General features: G+C 33.0%; 17 protein-coding genes. 7 read left to right on the forward strand and 10 right to left on the reverse strand.

Features of this window, described 5'->3' with window-relative positions; genetic code table 11:
• Window positions 1-494 precede the first annotated feature (494 nt).
• Window positions 495-1,820 (reverse strand): hypothetical protein, encoded by a 1,326-nt coding sequence (locus ACWPWS_RS22545; protein WP_454047982.1) that lies wholly within the window; start codon window positions 1,818-1,820, stop codon window positions 495-497.
• A 168-nt stretch (window positions 1,821-1,988) separates the two neighbouring features.
• On the opposite strand from ACWPWS_RS22545, the gene ACWPWS_RS22550 reads away from it, so the two are divergent.
• The 3 genes from ACWPWS_RS22550 to ACWPWS_RS22560 all read left to right on the forward strand — a co-directional run bounded on the left by ACWPWS_RS22550 (window position 1,989) and on the right by ACWPWS_RS22560 (window position 6,396).
• Window positions 1,989-3,680, forward strand: a complete 1,692-nt coding sequence (locus ACWPWS_RS22550) for a DUF6909 family protein (RefSeq protein ID WP_454047983.1) — start codon at window positions 1,989-1,991, stop codon at window positions 3,678-3,680.
• Window positions 3,681-3,871: 191 nt separating this feature from the next.
• Entirely contained in the window at window positions 3,872-4,342 is a 471-nt protein-coding gene (locus ACWPWS_RS22555; protein WP_454047984.1) for a DUF1572 domain-containing protein, read from the forward strand.
• Between the two features lie 215 nt (window positions 4,343-4,557).
• A complete protein-coding gene (locus ACWPWS_RS22560) occupies window positions 4,558-6,396 on the forward strand; it encodes a M1 family metallopeptidase (RefSeq protein ID WP_454047985.1) in 1,839 nt (612 codons plus the stop codon).
• 85 nt (window positions 6,397-6,481) lie between these two features.
• Here ACWPWS_RS22560 and ACWPWS_RS22565 read toward each other — a convergent pair whose 3' ends face one another.
• Window positions 6,482-7,111 (reverse strand): hypothetical protein, encoded by a 630-nt coding sequence (locus ACWPWS_RS22565; RefSeq protein ID WP_454047986.1) that lies wholly within the window; start codon window positions 7,109-7,111, stop codon window positions 6,482-6,484.
• A 381-nt stretch (window positions 7,112-7,492) separates the two neighbouring features.
• Here ACWPWS_RS22565 and ACWPWS_RS22570 point away from each other — a divergent pair, with 381 nt between their 5' ends.
• Complete coding sequence (locus tag ACWPWS_RS22570; protein WP_454047987.1) at window positions 7,493-7,621, forward strand: hypothetical protein; 129 nt, start codon at window positions 7,493-7,495, stop codon at window positions 7,619-7,621.
• Between the two features lie 760 nt (window positions 7,622-8,381).
• Here the strand turns inward: ACWPWS_RS22570 and ACWPWS_RS22575 are convergent.
• Complete coding sequence (locus tag ACWPWS_RS22575) at window positions 8,382-9,911, reverse strand: hypothetical protein (RefSeq protein ID WP_454047988.1); 1,530 nt, start codon at window positions 9,909-9,911, stop codon at window positions 8,382-8,384.
• A 103-nt stretch (window positions 9,912-10,014) separates the two neighbouring features.
• Between ACWPWS_RS22575 and ACWPWS_RS22580 the strand changes: the two genes are divergently transcribed.
• The 3 genes from ACWPWS_RS22580 (at window position 10,015) to ACWPWS_RS22590 (ending at window position 11,738) form a co-directional block, all read left to right on the forward strand.
• The gene (locus tag ACWPWS_RS22580) at window positions 10,015-10,380 is read left to right on the forward strand and encodes a helix-turn-helix domain-containing protein (RefSeq protein ID WP_454047989.1); all 366 of its coding nucleotides are present in this window, start codon (window positions 10,015-10,017) and stop codon (window positions 10,378-10,380) included.
• The gene (locus ACWPWS_RS22585; RefSeq protein ID WP_105683410.1) at window positions 10,381-11,139 is read left to right on the forward strand and encodes a type III pantothenate kinase; all 759 of its coding nucleotides are present in this window, start codon (window positions 10,381-10,383) and stop codon (window positions 11,137-11,139) included. It begins immediately after the preceding gene.
• A 71-nt stretch (window positions 11,140-11,210) separates the two neighbouring features.
• Window positions 11,211-11,738: a GNAT family N-acetyltransferase gene (locus tag ACWPWS_RS22590; protein WP_454047990.1), complete on the forward strand. Its 528-nt coding sequence runs from the start codon at window positions 11,211-11,213 to the stop codon at window positions 11,736-11,738.
• Between the two features lie 91 nt (window positions 11,739-11,829).
• On the opposite strand, the gene ACWPWS_RS22595 is transcribed toward ACWPWS_RS22590, so the two are convergent.
• From ACWPWS_RS22595 to ACWPWS_RS22625, 7 genes are all read right to left on the reverse strand, one after another.
• Window positions 11,830-12,261 (reverse strand): nucleoside deaminase, encoded by a 432-nt coding sequence (locus ACWPWS_RS22595; protein WP_209786353.1) that lies wholly within the window; start codon window positions 12,259-12,261, stop codon window positions 11,830-11,832.
• Entirely contained in the window at window positions 12,261-12,878 is a 618-nt protein-coding gene (locus tag ACWPWS_RS22600; RefSeq protein WP_454047991.1) for a hypothetical protein, read from the reverse strand. The genes ACWPWS_RS22595 and ACWPWS_RS22600 overlap by 1 nt, the downstream gene beginning before the upstream one ends.
• Window positions 12,879-12,931: 53 nt before the next feature.
• Window positions 12,932-13,852, reverse strand: a complete 921-nt coding sequence (locus ACWPWS_RS22605; RefSeq protein ID WP_105683126.1) for a helix-turn-helix transcriptional regulator — start codon at window positions 13,850-13,852, stop codon at window positions 12,932-12,934.
• A 124-nt stretch (window positions 13,853-13,976) separates the two neighbouring features.
• Window positions 13,977-16,325 (reverse strand): M14 family metallopeptidase, encoded by a 2,349-nt coding sequence (locus tag ACWPWS_RS22610; RefSeq protein WP_454047992.1) that lies wholly within the window; start codon window positions 16,323-16,325, stop codon window positions 13,977-13,979.
• A gap of 472 nt (window positions 16,326-16,797) precedes the next feature.
• Window positions 16,798-17,703, reverse strand: a complete 906-nt coding sequence (locus ACWPWS_RS22615; protein ID WP_454047993.1) for a hypothetical protein — start codon at window positions 17,701-17,703, stop codon at window positions 16,798-16,800.
• A 5-nt stretch (window positions 17,704-17,708) separates the two neighbouring features.
• On the reverse strand, window positions 17,709-18,368 hold the full coding sequence (locus ACWPWS_RS22620) for a hypothetical protein (protein ID WP_454047994.1): 660 nt from the start codon (window positions 18,366-18,368) through the stop codon (window positions 17,709-17,711).
• A 157-nt stretch (window positions 18,369-18,525) separates the two neighbouring features.
• Window positions 18,526-19,731, reverse strand: a complete 1,206-nt coding sequence (locus ACWPWS_RS22625; RefSeq protein ID WP_454047995.1) for a hypothetical protein — start codon at window positions 19,729-19,731, stop codon at window positions 18,526-18,528.
• Between the last annotated feature and the right edge of the window lie 4 nt (window positions 19,732-19,735).

Raw genomic sequence — 19,735 nt, forward strand, 5'->3', positions numbered from 1 at the left:
ACAATTGTAAATAAGAATGCCAGTTGCCCAGGCAGTGCAAAAAAGATTGTATTTGCTGCCTTCCTGAATATATATCGAATTAAATTTACGATTATTTACACTAATTCTTGAGATTTTTCCTGAAAATAAATAAAAAGATCGGCAGAAAAATAAAAAATGAATAGAGAAAAGGCTTAAAATAATCCATGTCATAAATATCAAATGCATAGAATAAGATGTGAGTTGCAAAAGTTATCAAGAGATAAGGGAGTATTTTTTTAGAAGAAATAACTGCATTTATAAAAAACATGACCAGCATCTGAAGGAGGATTACAAGAGGGAACTTATCAAATAATCCATATATTCCGGCAAAAGGAGAAATCAGAATTGATTTAACAATTTGAGTAAAATCAGGTGTTTCATCCAGCTGAAACAAAAAAAATAAAGCTCTGATAGGAAAGTATATAAAGATATGACAAATCCATATTTTCCAAAAAAGAGAAATTCTATTTAATTTACTTTTCATAAGGTTTAATAATTTTTACAATTTCATTATTTACAGTTCCATCTGAATGTAATTTGCCTTTAAATCCATACCACTTTGGTTTATGCTTTGATAAATATAGCATTAATAATGGTAAATCTATCCTGAATTGTGAATCTGTTACTTTAGCATTAGGCGTAAAATCATCAAATGCCGGAACAATGTCGTTAAACCAACTAATTGCCTGAGCTCCGGCTCCATGCCATCCGCCGAAAGGGTCTTTGTCTGCCATATTCTGGAATCTGGATATCGTTGATGAACCCGTTTTTCCATAAATGGGCGGGGCTACAACCCCTTGTTCATGTTGGATAAATTCTTTATCCCAGGTATAGGCCGCGTCTCCTTTTAAAGGATTTTTAGCATATTGTCCATACATCAGCTCATGAAATTTGGTTATGGCAAAATCACAAATGCCTAAATTTAATTCATTGAGAATCGTTTCAACATCATTGGCTAAAAAGCTATTCCCTCCTTCCAGTGAGTTCGATAATGCTTTTACCAGTCCTTTAGCTCCTTTGCACCACTTTACTTCATGCCCGAAACGGTTCTTAATATTCCAGTCTACACCCTCGTAAAAATCATAAATTTGTTTAAAAGGAGCAAGTCTTCCAGGTATTTTGTGCTCAATAATATAAGAATAAGCTCTTCTCCAGGTATCATTATTTTCTGCCCTGTCTTTTGTCAGCCATGAACCATCTTGTCCTTTCCAGTCTTGTATTTTTATCGCTTTGTTTCGTAAAGCAAGTTGATAAGTTTCGTAATCAGGAAATTCTCCTCCAATATATTTTTCTACAGAATTTTTGTTGGTTAGGAAATCATACATCAATTGAGGAAAGTTATTGCCAACATAATTTTTTGGAAGAAGTATTTTAATTTTACCTCCATCAATATTAATATATTTTGAATGATGAATAGCGGAATCAAAATATTTTACCTTAGAAGCTCCTTCTACAATTTCTATAAAAAGCGGATTGACATTTTGTTCCACATCTTTTACTCCTGCGTAGTTGAAAAGAATATTGATTACCGGAAATATTTTTCCTACAATAAAGACCCTTTCTTTAGGGAAAATATCTGTGGAATAATCAGATAACTGAATGGGCTTAATATGTTTTCTGTAATAATTTGCATTACGAATCTGAAAAAGAGTTTTTACCGTATTAAGTTCTGTTTTATTGAGAAAAAGAACATCATCTTCTTCCCTGTCTTTTACTGTTAATATTTCTTGTTGTGTAATATCTGAAATACTCATCGATGGATATTGCGTATGTAATCCTAATCTTTTTGGATAGCTCATCTGTATATGTTTAGTGTAATTATGGCAAACTTAGCCTTAGCAGACGCCAAATCTCGACGTATTAAAACAAATATTCATTAGCCTGAAGCATATGTTTTAAACGACTTGTTAAAAGACAGTTAAAATAAAATGGGCAAAGATTTTGTATATTTGTGTGAAATTTATTTTATGACAAATTCTAGAGCAAGAGAAACAACAGAGGCTATTGAAAGACTATACATCTCTATGAGACATTTATTTTATAGAGGATTTTTCAAGCCGGGTGGAGTTTCAGGAGAGAGTATCAGAAGTTTGTTAAAGACCATCAATCCGGAAATTTATGGAACCATGAATATTCCAAGCAAACTGGAGCTTGACGGCTTGATGTATGTACTAGACAGACTTCCGGAAGGAATTGAAGAATGTGCTTTTATTCATCTTACATCTGATGAAGGGTTTGATAAAGGAAGTTTCGAACCCATTGTTCCAAAGAAAAGAAGAAGAAACTGTTATAGAATAGACGAACACCAGATGAATATTGAGGTTCTTTTGGGCCGTTCCGAAATTTATGACATTCTTACCCATCTTACCTTCCTATTTATAGAAGCTGATAAAATCCGTAACCTGGCATTCATTCAGGATGAAAACTGGAAGCCTACACGTGCTTTCAAAATCATTGAAGAAGTAGTAAAAGGAGAAAAGAAATTCAGCAGAAAAGAAAAAGAAGTGGCGCTTATCCATCTTTCTTCTTTAATAGGAAGATCTTTTGATGAGACTTTAAGGGCTTACAATACTTTTGGTGACGATCAAAATCCTGACCGTTTGTTTAAAATCATTTACAACTTAGGAAAAGTAAGTCTTGATGATGCAAAAGGAAGCAGAGAAAGAGAAATTCATTTCAGTTCTATATTAAAAGAAAGAGTAGGGCACCATTATTTTGGAGAAAAATGGGCCAACAAAGTGAAAGAGGTTTTATTTGAAGAGAATCTTCACATGCGTCCGTTACATATTATTTCTGCCAATATGCATTCGGTGAAAAATATGCTGTATGCCAATAATGCCCTTAAAAAGAAGCAGCATCATGAAATTGATTATAAACTGTACGAAGAAATTTCAAACAAAAAAGAACTTCGTGACAAAGTATCAAAATATGCTTTGGATGAAGGGATGATTCATATTGCTGATAAAAGCGGAAGTAATATTGATGTTCAGATTATAGACCTCAGCAAAACAGACCTGAAGAATACACCATTTGCTGATTGCAAGTTCGGTGGAGACGATGTGGTGATGGTTTTTGATTACGCATTCGGTGAACAGGCATTCGAAGTAATGGATGAGTTGCTTAGACCTTTTGAGCATAAAGGTGAAGTGTATATGATGCATGTAAAGTCTGTTTCCATTATGGGGAAAGCAGGTATCCTTACCGGAGAAAAAGGAGATATTATGATTCCTACTTCTCATATTTTTGAAGGAACAGCAGATAACTATCCTTTTGAAAATGCTTTAAAGCTGGAAGATTTCAACGATGATGAACTGAAAGCTTTTGAAGGACCCATGATTACTGTTTTAGGAACTTCTCTTCAGAATAAAGATATCCTTTCTTACTTTATGAATACTTCATGGAAGGCTATTGGGCTTGAAATGGAAGGAGCACATTATCAGAAGGCTATTCAGGTAGCTTCCAAGATCAGACATCATATTTCACCAGATCTTTTTGTATGCTATGCTTACTATGCATCGGATAATCCGCTGGAAACAGGAAGTACGTTGTCTTCAGGAGGCTTAGGTCTTACAGGAGTAAAACCAACCTATCTGATCACTTTAAGAATCCTTGAAAAGATTTTAAGAAGTGGAAAGAAAGAAGCTTCCACTAAAAAATAATTATATTTCATTATAATATCAACCTCAGGTGCATTTGTATCTGAGGTTTTTTTTGTAATTAGTTAAACACGAATATCACAAATTTATTTGCACAAATTGCACTATTTTATTGTGTTTAAAATAGTGGTTTTCATTGGTGAAATTTGTGTTTAAATAAAAACCTATCTTTAGGAAATATAAATAAAATATCCATGAGCTCAACATTGCAACTCGCTAAGAGATTCAGAGAAGTTATTCTTGATGGTCTTTGGATCGCCAATACCAATTTTAAAGATCAGCTTTCAGAGGTAACTTGGGAACAGGCTGTGACAAAGATAGACTCTCTTAATACCATTGCAATGCTCACTTTCCATATAGATTATTATATTGCAGGAATTATGAATGTTTTTGAAGGTGGGAATCTTGAAATTAAAGATCAATTCAGTTTTGATCTTCCTCCCATAGAATCGCAGAAACAATGGGAGGGTTTGTTGGATAAATTTTGGAAAAATTCTGAAAAATTCGCAGCACTCCTGGAACAGATGCCTGATTCCAAACTTGATGAGGTTTTTGCAGATGAAAAGTACGGAACTTACCGTAGGAATATCGATGGAATGATTGAACACAGCTATTATCATCTGGGACAGATTACTTTAATCAAAAAACTATTAAAAAACCTCTGAAAATAAATGAACACCTTTGAAAAGCTGTGGATAGATAATCTTTGTCAGGGTTTTAAACCTTGACAAGGGTTGTTGGAAATAAAGCTCAAAAGATAATTTAACAATTCAGATTAAAATCTATCTAAAACCATATTAAACAGAATAAAATCTCAGAATAACTCCTATTTGAGGCTTTTATTTAAATTACCTACCTTTAGAAAAAAATAAAATTTTAAATGAGAAAATCGCCTGCAATCATTTTTGCGTTTATCATTTCACAATTTCAGGCTCAGCAAGGAGCTTATTATCAGCAGGCTGCGAAGTACAAGATGGATATTGATGTCAATGCTGAAAAATTTACCTATCAGGGAAAACAAACTTTAGAATACACCAACAATTCGCCGGATGAGCTGAATGTGGTTTATTTCCACTTATACTGGAATGCTTTCAAACCTAATTCTATGATGGATCAGAGAGTGGCTTCCCAAGGAAAAAATGGTGACGGAAGACTGCAGAAAGATGGTATTTCAAGACTGGCTTCTATTCCAAAAGATCAGGAAGGTGCTCAGAATATTCACTGGATTAAACAAAATGGAAAAGACCTGAAATTTGAAGTTCAGGAAACCATTATGAAAGTATACCTGGCAGAACCTATCAAACCCAACTCTACCACTACATTTACGATGGACTGGGATTCTGTAATCCCTCAGCAGATCAGAAGAAGCGGAAGAAACAACAGGGAAGGCGTAGACATGACGATGACCCAATGGTACCCGAAAATTGCGGAGTACGATTATGACGGCTGGGCAACTTTTGATTATCTGGGAAGAGAATTCCATGCGCCGTTCTCAGATTTTGATGTTACCATTAAAATCAATAAAGATTATGTAGTGGGAGCAGGAGGAATTCTGGAGAACCCTGCAGAAGTAAAAGGCTACGATGCCAATGCTAAAATAAAAACAGAAAAAGATAAAAAAGCAACCTGGAAATGGACTGCAAATAATATCCTTGACTTTGCATGGAGTGCAGACAGAGATTATTCTGTAGAAAGCTTCAATGTTCCTGAAGGACCAAAAGTATATCTGGTCTATCAGAAAAATGATAAAACAAAAGCATGGGGTGAATCACAACCTTATATCACGAAGTACTTCCAGATCATGAATGCTCACTTTGGAAAATATGTATACCCAACTTATGCATTTATCCAGGGAGGAGATGGCGGAATGGAGTACGGAATGTGTACTATGATTTTAGGGGAAGCTAAAAATGTTAAAGATTTAATGGGCTTAATGGCTCACGAAGGCTCTCATTCATGGTATCAGCAAATGCTCGCTACTAACGAGTCTGTTCGTCCATGGATGGATGAAGGGTTCACAAGCTATGCAGAAGGATATACCATGTATCAGCTGTTCCCTGAAGATCTGCCGAACCCGTTTGCAAAAACGCTTGATGCTTACAGAAAATTTATCAAAAAAGGAATTGAAGAACCTGCTGTTTGGTTGGGAGATCATCATGATAACGGTACGTCTTATACCTATGCATCTTATGTAAAAGGAGAATTATACCTGGTACAGCTTGGATACATTATGGGAGAGCAGAACCTTGCGGAAACATTAAAACAATATTATGATCAATGGAGTATGAAACATCCTTCAGACAGAGATTTCCTTCACATTGCCCAAAAGGTTTCCGGAATGGATCTGAAGTGGTTCCACAACTATTGGATTAATACAACAAAGACAATCGATTACGGAATCAAAGAGGTAAAATATGATGCCAAGTCTACCACGATTACATTGGTTAATAATGGTCAGGTTCCAATGCCTATTGATTTTGGAGTGATGACAGCGGATAAGAAAGTTATTACGTATCAGATTCCATTGAATATGACTCATACATGGAAAGAAAAAGATATCTATGGAGAGCTTAAAACAATGCCTTACTGGCCCTGGACCCAGAAAGAATACACGCTTACCATTCCTTATACCAAATCTCAGTTATCTGTTTTGGGAATTGATTTCAGTCAGAGAATTGCAGATGTGAATATGGAGAATAATTTTGTAGAAGTAAAATAAACTAAAAAAGAGCTATTTCATTTTGAGATAGCTCTTTTTTTATAGTGTACATAATAGATTCTGCTGAATTCTCTGCGGTTTTATCCTAATTTTGAAGTGCTATTTTCAAATTGATTTTCTCTACATTTTTTATTGAATTAGTGACCTTAAAGCCATTTTTATAATCTATAGTATAGCTTTCTATAATAAAATCATAATTCCCATTCAATTTTTCTTTTAAGCTTGAGAGAAGCATTTTGTCAATATCATCACCCAGGTCTGAATAATAGAATCGAATTAAATCTTTATCCCATGGTTTCAATTTGATCGTTAGCTTAATCTTCCTATTTATATTTTCAAAAATGCGGGAATATTGTATTAAATATTTATTTTCTCCGATTTTTTCAACGATAATATCATCAGTTATAAATGTATTTTGAGAGGTAAGTTTTTGAGAAGAAATGAAGTTATAAATATTCTTGTTAGGATCCGTTTTGTGATTGAGCATTATAACTTCATTATTTTCATAATCATATAACTTTGATATATCGTCATTATATTTATACATAATATACTTTGGATTTTCAGAGTTGATCAGGAATTGGGATTTATTTATAGGGCTATGACTGCTTTTTATCAGAAACTTATAATCGAAACTATAATTAGTTTGTGCATTTATACTACAACTCATAATTATAAATAAAAAATAGGCGATAGCTTTTAAATTTTTATCCATTTTTTGTTTTTTAATTCTTGTACAAGGATAATTTTTTTTAATCACTCAGCAATAGGTTTCTATAGTTTTTTTAGCTTTTATGAACCAAATGTATGTTGTAATAATAAAAATACGCCTCATTTTGTTTCCTGCAGCCTGGTTAAGACTTTCCGATATCTCGTAAAAAGAAAAACAACCTTGTTTGTAACCCTCAGAGGAATCGTGCAGGTTTCAAACGTACTTGTTTTGCATTGAAGCGCTTTTTACAGAAGTATTTTTAAGATAAACTTAATTTATAAGAGATTGGGGGCTGGTTTTTTATAAAAATGATTAAATTTAACCCCTCAAAATCGAGCAGGAATTTCAATTATATATAATGAATTTCTTCTGAAAAATATGTCAATGAATTCACAGAAAGAATATATCCTAACTATTCTTATACAAAATCTCAGTTATCTGTTCTGGGGATTGATTTCAGCCAGAGAAATAGCAGATGTAAACATGGAGAAAAATTTTGTTAAGGTGAAATAATCAACATAAACAATATTATAAATGGCACAGAAGTTTGACTTCCGTGCCGTTTAATTTTAGTAGCATATCCTTAATAAATGTTGATTAATTTAAAAAGAATTTTATTTTAAACTATCCTTAGGTATTGGAAATAAATCACAATTCATATAATTAGGATATTTTCTTTTCAGAATTTCGTAATAAATGTAATATGGTTTGGAAGGTTGTAGCTTTGTTTCAATAATACTTTTTGAGATAAGTCTTCCTTTTTTATCATATTTACAATATAAATTTCTTCCTGATTTATAACTAAGGATATTTATAATAATATAGTCTTTTTGTTCCTGTACATTTAAACTATAAAATGTTTCGTCTTTCTTGTACAAAAGCTCCTGCGTCTCCGAAAAAGTATAGTTTGGGGTGTTTTTAATGTCCAGGTTATTTTTCTCTCTATAAAATGTTATTTTTTTAGGGAGTTCACTTTAAATGCTTCAATAGTATTATTTAAAAGTATAGTTTTACTTGTTTTTTCTTTTTGGCACCCGGCTAATAAACTTAATACTAATAACAACATGCTTATAATTTTCATATGTGTACTTATTTTAATTGATTAGTATAATTGCTAGGATTAAGATGAGTGACTTTTGCGGATCAAAAGATTACTTTATTTTCTTGTAAATTTTATACACAAAATAACCTAATACAATTAAGAAAATTAAGGCTAAAATTTGTAGGCAAAATAAACCTAAACTAAACTCGTTTATTGTTTGTTCCATAATTATTATAAATCTATAAATTCAATACTAAAAATATTACCTGTATTAATATTAATTTTTATTCTTATCATAACTCTGTCCTTGTATACAGTTCCCAGTCCTTCTAAAAATATATTATAGTTTTCGAGACCAGTGACTTCTACTGTTAAGACATTTGAATTTGTATTTTGGGAGTAATCTAGTTGTGTAAAAGACCACACACCTAAAGTCATACCATATTCACTAGATGTTACACTGTCAAATGTCCAAATATTATTAACTTTTTTTAATTTAATTCTAACCTCTTCTCCGCTTCCCCAAACTCCAGTTCTTTTTATTCTGGCAGAAACTATTCTTTCAGTGCCATTATCTTGTAAAATAGAACTTTCAGTTGTCAAATTATTGTTTTTTGTCAATAAAGATGATTTAAAGCTTTGAAGATCATTGAAAATAATAGAGTTATTTACATTAATATTGTTATCAAATGATAAGCTGTTTGGATTTAAAAACCAATTTTGAAATTGGGTCCAAGAGGTATTAGGATTTTCTATAAAGAAATTAATAGCCCAATTACTAAATTGTAAATTATTGTTATTTGTGTAATGATCAAGTAAAGGTAAAGCAATATGAAAATTGTTCTTTAGCCAATCCTGTTGATTTAATGTAAAGTTTTTGATAAAATCACTAAGTCTATAATAAATAACATCAGGATTTTGTGTATTGGGATGTGTATAAAAGAAATCAATAATAGCGCTTACCAAATCGTTGGCCAAATAATCATTGTAAAAACAACTTATAACCCCTTGTTGAAGATTGTAAGGTATAGATAGGAATTTTTGATAAGTTTCTGCACTTACATTATTTTTAATGGCATTTTTAACATCTTCCATTGTAATAGGATTACCTGATCCGCCTCCATAATTAATGTCAAATTCTCCTGGTGCAGATTGGTCACAACTATTTACCCAATATGAAACAGCCATAGAATGATGGCATCCTGCACAGCATGCTCCGCCATTTCTTGAACAATCAGGACCATGCCCTGCAGAGCATTGAAACCAATCTATATTTCCAAATTGATATGAAGAATTGCACCCTTTTGATGCTTCATCATCCTGTAACTTATATAATGATGTTTTTTTCCAGCCATATAATTTGTTAGGATTTGGACTATGTTCTACCTTTATGATAAAATATTTCCATTCTCCTAATTTTGTTCTGTAATATAACATATTATAAACAATGTTTTTATTCGTCTCATTTTTTTTCTTCAAAAGCAGTGAAAATTTTGTAATATTGGCTTCTTCTGTTCTTTTTAAGATATAGGAGGTATCAATATCAAATTCATTCAATGAACTATTCTTCCCACTTTTTGAATTGAGTAGATCATCTTCATTGTTTTGTGTGATTTTGAGAAATTCTCTAAAAGTAATTTTGTTGTTTTGACTGTGAAAAGTAGATACTTCATCTGTTTTTTCTTCATTAGCAAGTTCTGTTCTACAGTTAAATAGCAGAAATACAGATGTTAAAAGCATTAGTAGATTAATTTTTTTCATTTTGGGTTGAATTAATATTTTTACAAGTATAGAATTTTTTCGTTGATCAGTAATGTACTTTTTCGGAAAAATTATTACTTTTACGAAAATTATTTTTACTATTATGGAAAAGATTATCAAAAAGATAGCGGAAATCCGCAGTAAAAAAGGTCTCTCTTATGAGAATATGGCTCACGATCTGGATCTCAGTACTTCTGCATATCGGAAAATAGAAACAGGTGAAACAAAATTAACCGTTGAAAGGTTGGTTGATATTTCCAAAATCTTAGAAACTCCATTGAATGAGTTATTAGAAAGTGATTCTCAAAAAAATTTTAATCAAGAAAATAAAGATAATTCTCATGGATTTCAAGGTTTTAATGATAATATTTTTAATGAATATTCAGAGGTTTCCAAAAAGCTTATTGCTAATTACGAACAACAAATCGAAGTTTTAAAAGCAGAAATCGAGCAACTGAAAAGCAAATAAATGAATTCAATCGTAATCAATGTAGGGAACAGCAATATCAGATTTGGTCTTTTCAATGGTGATAATTGTGATGTTTCGTGGGTAATCAATACAAAGCCTTACAGAACGGCAGATGAACTTTATGTACAGATGCTGATGCTTTACCAAACGTATAAAATTGAACCCAAAGAAATCGATAAGGTAATTATCGGATCCGTAGTACCTCAGCTTACCAAAGTAATGAGCTCAGGAATCAAAAAAATTCATGGAACTACTGCTGTTATTGTTGACAGGAATACTCCTTCAGCGGTGCAGGCAAAATCCAAGCAGATGGGTACAGATATCTATGCAAACCTTGTAGCAGCCCATAATCTATATCCTGGTAAGAAAAAGATTGTTATCGATTTCGGAACGGCTCTTACAGCAAGTTGTGTGGCTGAAACCGGAGAGACCTTAGGCGTAATTATTGCTCCGGGAATTGTTACTTCTCTGAATTCACTCATCAACCAGACGGCACAGCTTCCGGATATCGAACTGAAAAAGCCAAAATCTGTTTTGGGATTGGATACCGTAACCTGTATGCAGAGTGGAATGGTGTATGGCTTCTTAGGAATGGTAGAAGGTTTTGTCAACCGTATCAATGAAGAAGTTAATGATGATTGTTTTGTAGTGGCAACGGGAGGAGTTTCCCACGTCTATAAACCTTTGACAGACAAAATTCATGTGATGGACAGGCTTCACACCCTGAAAGGACTTTACTTCCTTGGAAAAGATTTATAAATTAAAAGATTAAGGTTCAGGTTGAATCCGGGTAATGCCTTAGTCTTCACCTCAACCTTAATTTTATTATCATGAAAAAATTTCCGATTATAGAAACTGAAAGGCTTATTCTTTCACAACTGGAGGAGAAGGATATTCCTTTTATTGTTGAATATCTTCAGCACAGAATTTATTCTGATCTTACCTCCAATATTCCTTATCCCTACGTGGAAAACGATGCCAGATCCTGGCTGGAAATGTCAAAAGAAGCTTTTGATAACAATACCGGATATACTTTTGGGATTCGTAACAAAGACGGACATATTATCGGAGCAATCGGCCTTCATGACAGAGATGATGATAAAGCAGAGCTTGGCTATTGGATCGGAATGTCTTATTGGAATAAAGGATATGTGACCGAAGCAGCAAAAGCTGTTGTAGATTTTGGTTTTCATACCTTGAAATTCAATAAAATTTTTGCCACTCATTTCCTTCATAACCCGGCATCCGGAAGAATTATGGAAAAAATAGGAATGGAACAGGAAGCCATTTTAAAACAGGAAATTAAGAAAGACGGAGAATATTTTGATATCGTGAGATATTCTATTTTTAATGAATGATTCGAGAGGAATACAGAATTCTATACGCTATAAAATAAAAGGGATGGATATTGGAAAATATCCGCCCCTTTTTTATGTGATGATTAAAAGACTATCTTTTGCTTTTAAAAAAATCTTTAACAATTGAAGAGCATTCGGCTTCCATGATCCCTGTGATAACTTCTGTTTTCGGATGCAGCGAAAGATGTTTATTGATAAACCCTCTCTGCTCGTCACGGGCTCCAATGACTACTTTAGAGATCTGAGACCAGGAAAGTGCGCCGGAACACATGACACATGGCTCCATGGTTACATAAAGTGTACAGTCTTTTAAGTATTTTCCACCAAGAAAGTTTGCTGCTGAGGTGATCGCCTGCATTTCAGCATGTGCGGTAACATCATTCAGTGTTTCAGTAAGGTTATGGGCTCTTGCAATAATCCTGTTATTGGAAACCACAATACATCCAATAGGAACCTCATCTTTTTCTAAAGCGGCTTCTGCTTCCTGCAGTGCCATTTTCATATAATATTCGTCTGTAAACATTAATCCGTTATGGTTAAGGTTAAAGGAAGTTTAAAATGGTAAATGGCAGGGTTTCCTTTTATCATTGCCGGAGAAAATTTTTCTGCCAGAGAATATAAGGCAATTTCTGCCTGCCTGTTGAAGGTGAAATTATCCCCTTGTGCATGAACATTGCTCACTGTTCCATCTTTCTCAACAATAAAAGCGACATCCGTTTTTATCATTTTTACTTCAGAATATACCCCGTCAACATACAGCAGATTGGCGACTTCCTGTCTCAGAGAATTGATCCCGCCCGGATAATCTGCACTCTTTTCAGCGTTCGAAAACTTTCCAGATGAGGCAAATCCTGGGTTTTTGATAGTCTGAAGATCTTCAAGATTCCTGACTTTTAATAAAGCTCCGATCAGTGCATTATTTTCAATGCTGTCCATTTTTTTCATGAAAAAAAGGAAATCACCCTTTATGGCCGTTTTTTTTACGGTGTTGGATTCTGCATCAAATTTCTTTTTGAACTCTTTATTCAGCATATTTCTGTGCTGGTTATAATAGCTCTTTACGAGTCTGAACTCTTCTTTCTGCTGTGCGAGAAAAAAGGAAGAGATAAAGCAGCTGAGGCCAATGAATAAAGTTTTCAATAAGGGTATATTTATGTAAATATAACAAAAAATATGAAATACATTCTTTGTGCTTAGCTTTCAAGATAGCGGTTCAAAGATTCCTGTAAATGATTGCGAATGTCATCAACTAAACCTTTAGGTTCCAGAACGGTGACCTCTTTTCCGAAAGAAAGAATTTCCTGCATAAAGTCATACGTCGGATGGAGGAAAAACTCGAAATAAATTTCTTCAGGCGTTTCTTTAGTCTCTTTCTGTGATTGGTGAAGAGGGAAGCTTCTGATATACTCTCCCTGATGGCGGCTGCATTTCAGTACAATATTCTGAGGTTTCTGTTCTGCCAGATTCATTACCCCGAATGCATTTTTGAAATGCTCCCTGAAATTGTATTTGTACTTCTCTCTAAACTGATTTTTAGCAACGTCCAGATAGTTGATTCTGTCTAGCCCGAATGATTTTAAAACTTTATCTTTTGTATCGATGGCAATGAGATACCATCGGTCTTTAGATTCTTTTAACGCCAAAGGGTGAACTTTTCTGGAGGTCATCAGTTTGTTTTTGTAATTGTAGTGTTCAAATGTCACCACCCTTTTATTTCGAATTGCAAAGAACAGATCATAAAAGTGTTCTACACCGGTAGGTTTACGGCTTTCAAAAAAGATAAAATCTGAAAAATCCGGGTGAAGATTCAGGGCATTACTTACCTGGAAAGATTCCAGCAGTTTTTGGTTGTATTCATCCACTTCCATAATGGGACGGCTCTCAATATAATATCGGTTGTCTCCCTTTTTTTTGTTGTGAATGGAGAGATTAAAAAGATTGGAAATCTCCCGGATATCTCTCTGCAGGGTACGGATAGAGTAGCTCTTGATTTCAGCGTCCTGGAATTCAAAAGAATTTAAAAGATAGCTCTCCAGCTGGGAATAAGTAGCCGGAGAACTCTCTAATCTTTTAATAATTAAGGCATATCTTGTCAGATAAAAATCTTTCTTCATTTCTCTATTTTTAGGGTGCAGCAGGGCTGCGTTTTCATGGTAAAGTTTTATAAGACAAATATATGCGGTTAATGCGACAAAACGTGTCGTGTTTTATTATTTGTGGAAACTTTATGAAGAATTATTATATTCTGCTGTTATAAAGATCAACAGCATATTTACCCATAGAATAGAATGTATTTACATAGGTTTCTATACTTCTTGTAATAACATTACTGTTAAAGGATGTAGGATCTGTTGGGTTGTAAAAGTCTCCCTGATCTGTTTCCATTATCATTGCTGCTACCTGCTGATTCCCCATCCAGGCCTGAGACATCGGAGAACTGCCGTCAATATCGGAAAATGCAAGGAGATCTTTATCAGCCAGATAACTATATCGTTTCCTTATTTCAGCATCTAATCTGTCACACAATGAATATATTGCATTTTGAACAGTGTTGAATGATGATGCAAACCACGCAGCCCGATAATCAATAGTAACCCCTGAACCAAAATTATGGCAATCAATATATAATACGGTGTCTGTTTTGATCGTATTAAAAGTATCTCTCACCAGTTGTGATTCTTTTTCGCTGAATGGTGCAGTGCCTTTATAAGATTGTGATCCAGCGCCTCCGTCTGCATATTCTGCCCAGCGATAATCAAAATTTCTATTAATATCCACACCATTATGATTCCATCTTACGGATTCCGTACCCCCTACATTTCCAACATTTAATGCATATGGGTTAACCAAAGGAATAAATGTCCAGTCATAATTAGATCGTAAGACGTTTATTATTTCATCTTTATCAGGATTTTCAAGCAAGAGTTTAAAAAATAAATAGGTAGTGTAAACACTTAACTTTTCACCTCCATGCGTACCTCCGCATACAAATATACGTGGCTTTCTACGCCTTTGTGTTGGCGCTGTTTTCCTGTTAAATGAAATATCAATTCGTAAAATATCATAAGGTGTTGGACCTTCTGTTTGACCGATAACTGTTTTTGTGACATTATTAGAGAAAGGGGCTATTACACGATCATACATTGGGTAAAGAACCTCCGAATTTAGAGTTAAAGGATTGAAGGCAGGATAAACCGGAGCATTCCAATATTTAATCCCGAAATTATCGACGGCAAATTTATTCATTTGCCTTGCATCCTTTTGATATATAGAAACTCCGTTTACAGAATAATTTTTGAGACCAGTAACGTAAAAACTAGTGAACGAACCACTATACCGATAGGTAAACAAAATCAAATGATTTAATAAGGGTGCAGCTGTTTGATTTTGAACAATGATTGTATTGTTTGCTTTATTATACAATACAACGCCGGCTGTTATAGCAGAAGGCATATCTATACCCACGGTAGTAGTGGGCAAACTAATTCTCCCTACGGTTGTGTTTCCTGTGTCAATGATTGCTCCCCCGGAAATTATGATCTTACGATTCGCTAAATCAAAATTGATGTCGGAATCATTAGTATTTAGGATGGCAACCTGTTCATTTATGGTATAAATTGTAGATGGAAGAGGCTTGCTTTTTTTACTTTCATTTAATAATTGATCATACTTACTGGCGCTAATATTCTTTAAAATATAGGTGAAATCAAAGCGATCCTGCTCAGTAATAATGTCCGTGGGAGTATTTTTTTCAAAAACTATTCTTACCTGATTAGAGGTTGCATTATCCACTGAAAAGTCATTGGTAGTAACGTTCTGGTTGGCAAATATTCCATCCTTATAGAAAACAACACGGGATATTTTATATCCTGATTTTGGACTTAGCCAATAGTTACCCGTAACTACAGGAATTAAAGCAGTTCGTATTCCTGTATCGGAGGTAGAGTTGAAGCCATTATTCACTGCTATCCTACCTATTTCTGTAGTGATACTTTCTCCTAAATTAATTTCAAAATTATTGTATTCTGATATAACCTTTGCAGATACTTTTGTATTTTCTACGATATCATTAAATGTAATTAACTCAGATGAGTAGCAATTAATTTTGATTGCATTTAATTCTGACTGAGTGACTGTTTGTGTCTTGTCCGTATGATGTAGGGAAACTTTCCATTTTTTTGCTGTTGCAGGAAGGGTTGGAGTAAAAGTTTTTGCATTGATATCCTGTTTTGCAATAAAAACATTTTTATCTGTGTAATAGAAAATAGTTTGCAATAGCATATCACCCAGAAGTTCAATTTGGTTGGCATAGATGATATCTAAAAAGGAATCCGTTCTACCTCTCATCGTTGATCCTGTGGGAAATCCAACAGACCCTGAAATTGCGAGTGCTCCAACTTCCAGAGTGGGATTCATATAATCCTTAAAGCTGCTGCTTTGCTGGATAATTTGATCACTATTTTGAATTTGGTTTAAGGGGATCAGATCATTTTTGTGCCAGTAAGAGTCTAGCCAGGACCAGAAATGCTCTTGTGTGGGTATGTCTCCGGTTTCGAAGTATCGTTTTAAGTCTTCTTTTGTTTTCATAATGAAATTCGGTGATTTTTGTATTAAATAGGTTAAGATTAGAATATCTCTTCAAAGGCTGGGCTTTATTTAAAAAGGTGGATAGTTATATTCCAGATTTCTGGTTTTTAGACATAGTTTTGGCTGTCCAGCATTTTGTGAATGGTGAATTCAAAATTTTTTTAGAATTTTAAGATTATTTTTTGTGTTTTTTATTTGTGTTTCAAAAGTAGGGAGGGAAAACGTCAAAACTTGACGTGTTTTATTTTTTTTATCGATTATATTCTTATTAGAAGGATACCATCAAATTTCCATATTCATCCCATTTTTTATAAGTTCCGTCGTATTCCACGTTATTATGGGCTTTATACTCTGTATAATTTTTAATATTGCCATATTTTTAATTGACTTTTAATATTTTATATGTGATGAATATAGCAAGAATGTGACAGGGCTAAAAAATATAAGCCACAGCATTGCTGTGGCTTATTGATTATTGATCAAAATATTCTTTCCCTTTTCGATCTACCCATCCCTTTTTGCCATCCGGAGTTTCAAACCTGGCAAAAGCTCCAATATAAGGTTCAAGTTTTTTATATCTTGGATCAGTACCTATATTAGGATAGAAGGTAGACAATCCGTCTTTTTCCAGGTATAAATAATTTTGATAAGGAATAATTTTTTTATAATGAAATGGGATAATTTCTTTTTGTTCTTTGAAATCCCAAACACCATATTTTCCATTTGATTTAAGTATAATATAAGTATGTTTTAGAGGTTTGTAAAGAGTTTCTTCAGTATAATCGGGAGATGATGTTTTTTCGAAGTAATCTGAAATATGAGAATTATAAAATGATAAAATCTCTAAGCTTTTCTCGTTGTTGACAAATCTGGCATCTTTTCCGTCTTTAATTATTTTATAATTGAATTCTCTCGGATAGTTTTCCTTTCCAAAATATTCTTTCCGCTCATATTTTACACCATTATTTGTTATTGTGTAGTTTTCCAGAGCTCTGTCACTTTTAACAAATAGATCTTTTTGTGATCCAATCTTCAATTTGGAAACATCAATTTGTTGCCCTTTGTTATTAAACGTTTTTATTTCATTCTTTTTAGTAATTATTTGAAATATATCCATTGGAATAAAATATTCATATGCTTTAATATTCTGATCTAAGAGCGTTAAATTATTATTATACAAATCAAATTCACTACCTTTTTTAGCTATTACTAAAAAATCAGTGGAGACTTCATCGTAAATAGCAGGAATTATATTTTTACCATTCAACCGAATACCATATTTACCATTTTCTTCAAATTTTTCCGGAAAATTTTGAGCATGAATGTTCATAATAGTAAATATAATAGCGAATACTGTTATTCTAATTTTATTTTTCATAATTATTATTCTATTAAACGAAGATAATTATTTTTAATTCCAGTATCAATCATTTTTTTCCATTGCCATTGATAAAAAGATTTATACTCAAATTTATTGTTTCTTGGCGCTGCTTCATTTCCGTCTGCATCACCATACTGAGAATAATCCAAAAAATTCTCTAAAGTTTCAGTTTGAGGAAGAACAATTCCTATTTGTTTTTCTTGACGGGATTTGTTGGCTTGTAAGGCTGTAATTTCGTTTCTGCGGGTTTGAATAATTGAATTAAATGTAAGAGGAGTTTCTCTTTCTATTCTTTCTTGTTTTTCTTGATCAGTTTCAGTTTGGTCATGTAATACAACAACTTTAGCATCAATATTCTCTTCCATATGCAAAATAATACTATTAAAAATATTTTTAACTTTCATATGTTCATAATACCAACATTTATCTTCTATATCTTTGATAAAATAGACTAAAAAGCTGCTTTCAAAGCTTTCAACTGAAAGTTCTTCCTTTTTTTGTGAAAGGATATCGTATAAACCACTATATATCCAATCCAGACGAATATATTTTTCATATTCAGAGCTTTTTTGCTTTAATGTTAAGAAGTTTTGTATTTCTTTTTCTTTAGCATCAATTTCTCCTTGTATTCTTTCTACACTACGTTTAGCAACATCATCCATAGTATGGTTCAGTCCAAAAGCGTGTCCTAATTCATGAATAATTAGGGCTTCTGTTTTATCGTCTTGTTTTCTTTCTTTCTCGGCTCTTTTATTGGCTTCTAAGGCGTGGTTGAAAATATGAACGGTACCAAATCCAGTTGCAGAGAATGCCCGGACATTATCTTTCTCTCCTTTTGGTTCTTGCTGATTCGAGATTATTACTATAAAACAAGTAAGTAATATTATTCTTATCTATAGTATTGTCTCCTTTGTATTTTTTTTTCAGTTCTTTATATTTTTGATAAGCTTTGTTCACCTTATCACTTTTCCATGCATTTGTTGCTCTTTTTTCTTCGTAAAATTTAGCTGCTTTTTTTAAATCTGAAGTTTTTCCAAAATTAAATTTGTCCTTAAACCCTTGAATCATTTCATAAGCAAGAGTCATTAGCTCTTCATTAATGGTTTGTTTTTCTTGTGCATCAGAATTATAGGCTGCAAATCTTGATTCTATTAAATTATTATAGGCAAGTTTCTGACTTCTATCAAGCCTTAGCTTGCCTTCATCTGTAAAAAAAAGCTTTTTGTTCATAAATTCATCTAAAGAAAAGGTAACCGTTTTCGTTGTGGGAGCTAATGTTGCTTGAATGTATGCCTGGTTAAAAGATTTATTATTAAAATATGGTAAAAGTTTGTTCTCAATAAAATCATCATGTTTGGGCAAAGATGTTAATTCTGTGCTTGCTGTTTTACCGAAATTGATTAATACAGGTTGAATAGTCGTTCGATACAATTTGGAGTTTGCTTTTACGATTAACCTTCCAACAATTTGGTTGTTGTATTTAGCAACAATACTTATGTCATTTTCAAAAGTATCTTTACATTCAATATTGATTTTGAAATACCTTATATTATTAAGTGTTTCAGGATCTTTTTTTGTTATATTCAGTTTAGAAGTGGTTTTTGAAAATGTTTGAGCATTTTTGTCCCATTCTTTACATTCATACTCTAGCATTTCTTCACCTCCAGAAGTGTCTTTTGCTTTTACATATAAAGAGATCTCAGTCTTAGGCCAAATACTTAAGTATGGACAAACATATTCGTTTATAGAAATTTCCTTTGCATCTTTTAGTGATTTACCATTTTTATCAAAATAGTAAATAAAGCTTTTTTGTGGTGAAGTAGCTAAACTATATCTGTCATAGCCAAATTTTCCTAAGTATTGTGAATCCTCATTACCTAATTTATTCTCAATACTTGTTTTTGAACGATAAAAAGTAACATCTCCTTCAAGCTTATATTTTGAGTATTTTCTTCTGTCCGTCTTATAAACATCCACATCAGCCACACCAATCTTTGCAAGATTTCTAATATCTATATTTTTCATTTTT

Source organism: Chryseobacterium sp. Marseille-Q8038 (assembly GCF_965111995.1).

Bases quoted from the DNA above. Each gene is read 5' to 3' on its own strand.
- ACWPWS_RS22555 (WP_454047984.1), top strand. From the start codon at position 3,872: ATGAGCTCAACATTGCAACTCGCTAAGAGATTCAGAGAAGTTATTCTT.
- ACWPWS_RS22575 (WP_454047988.1), bottom strand. From the start codon at position 9,911: ATGAAAAAAATTAATCTACTAATGCTTTTAACATCTGTATTTCTGCTA.
- ACWPWS_RS22545 (WP_454047982.1), bottom strand. From the start codon at position 1,820: ATGAGCTATCCAAAAAGATTAGGATTACATACGCAATATCCATCGATG.
- ACWPWS_RS22560 (WP_454047985.1), top strand. From the start codon at position 4,558: ATGAGAAAATCGCCTGCAATCATTTTTGCGTTTATCATTTCACAATTT.
- ACWPWS_RS22625 (WP_454047995.1), bottom strand. From the start codon at position 19,731: ATGAAAAATATAGATATTAGAAATCTTGCAAAGATTGGTGTGGCTGAT.
- ACWPWS_RS22565 (WP_454047986.1), bottom strand. From the start codon at position 7,111: ATGGATAAAAATTTAAAAGCTATCGCCTATTTTTTATTTATAATTATG.
- ACWPWS_RS22610 (WP_454047992.1), bottom strand. From the start codon at position 16,325: ATGAAAACAAAAGAAGACTTAAAACGATACTTCGAAACCGGAGACATA.
- ACWPWS_RS22595 (WP_209786353.1), bottom strand. From the start codon at position 12,261: ATGTTTACAGACGAATATTATATGAAAATGGCACTGCAGGAAGCAGAA.
- ACWPWS_RS22570 (WP_454047987.1), top strand. From the start codon at position 7,493: ATGAATTCACAGAAAGAATATATCCTAACTATTCTTATACAAAATCTC.
- ACWPWS_RS22615 (WP_454047993.1), bottom strand. From the start codon at position 17,703: ATGAAAAATAAAATTAGAATAACAGTATTCGCTATTATATTTACTATT.
- ACWPWS_RS22585 (WP_105683410.1), top strand. From the start codon at position 10,381: ATGAATTCAATCGTAATCAATGTAGGGAACAGCAATATCAGATTTGGT.
- ACWPWS_RS22580 (WP_454047989.1), top strand. From the start codon at position 10,015: ATGGAAAAGATTATCAAAAAGATAGCGGAAATCCGCAGTAAAAAAGGT.
- ACWPWS_RS22590 (WP_454047990.1), top strand. From the start codon at position 11,211: ATGAAAAAATTTCCGATTATAGAAACTGAAAGGCTTATTCTTTCACAA.
- ACWPWS_RS22620 (WP_454047994.1), bottom strand. From the start codon at position 18,368: ATGGATGATGTTGCTAAACGTAGTGTAGAAAGAATACAAGGAGAAATT.
- ACWPWS_RS22550 (WP_454047983.1), top strand. From the start codon at position 1,989: ATGACAAATTCTAGAGCAAGAGAAACAACAGAGGCTATTGAAAGACTA.
- ACWPWS_RS22605 (WP_105683126.1), bottom strand. From the start codon at position 13,852: ATGAAGAAAGATTTTTATCTGACAAGATATGCCTTAATTATTAAAAGA.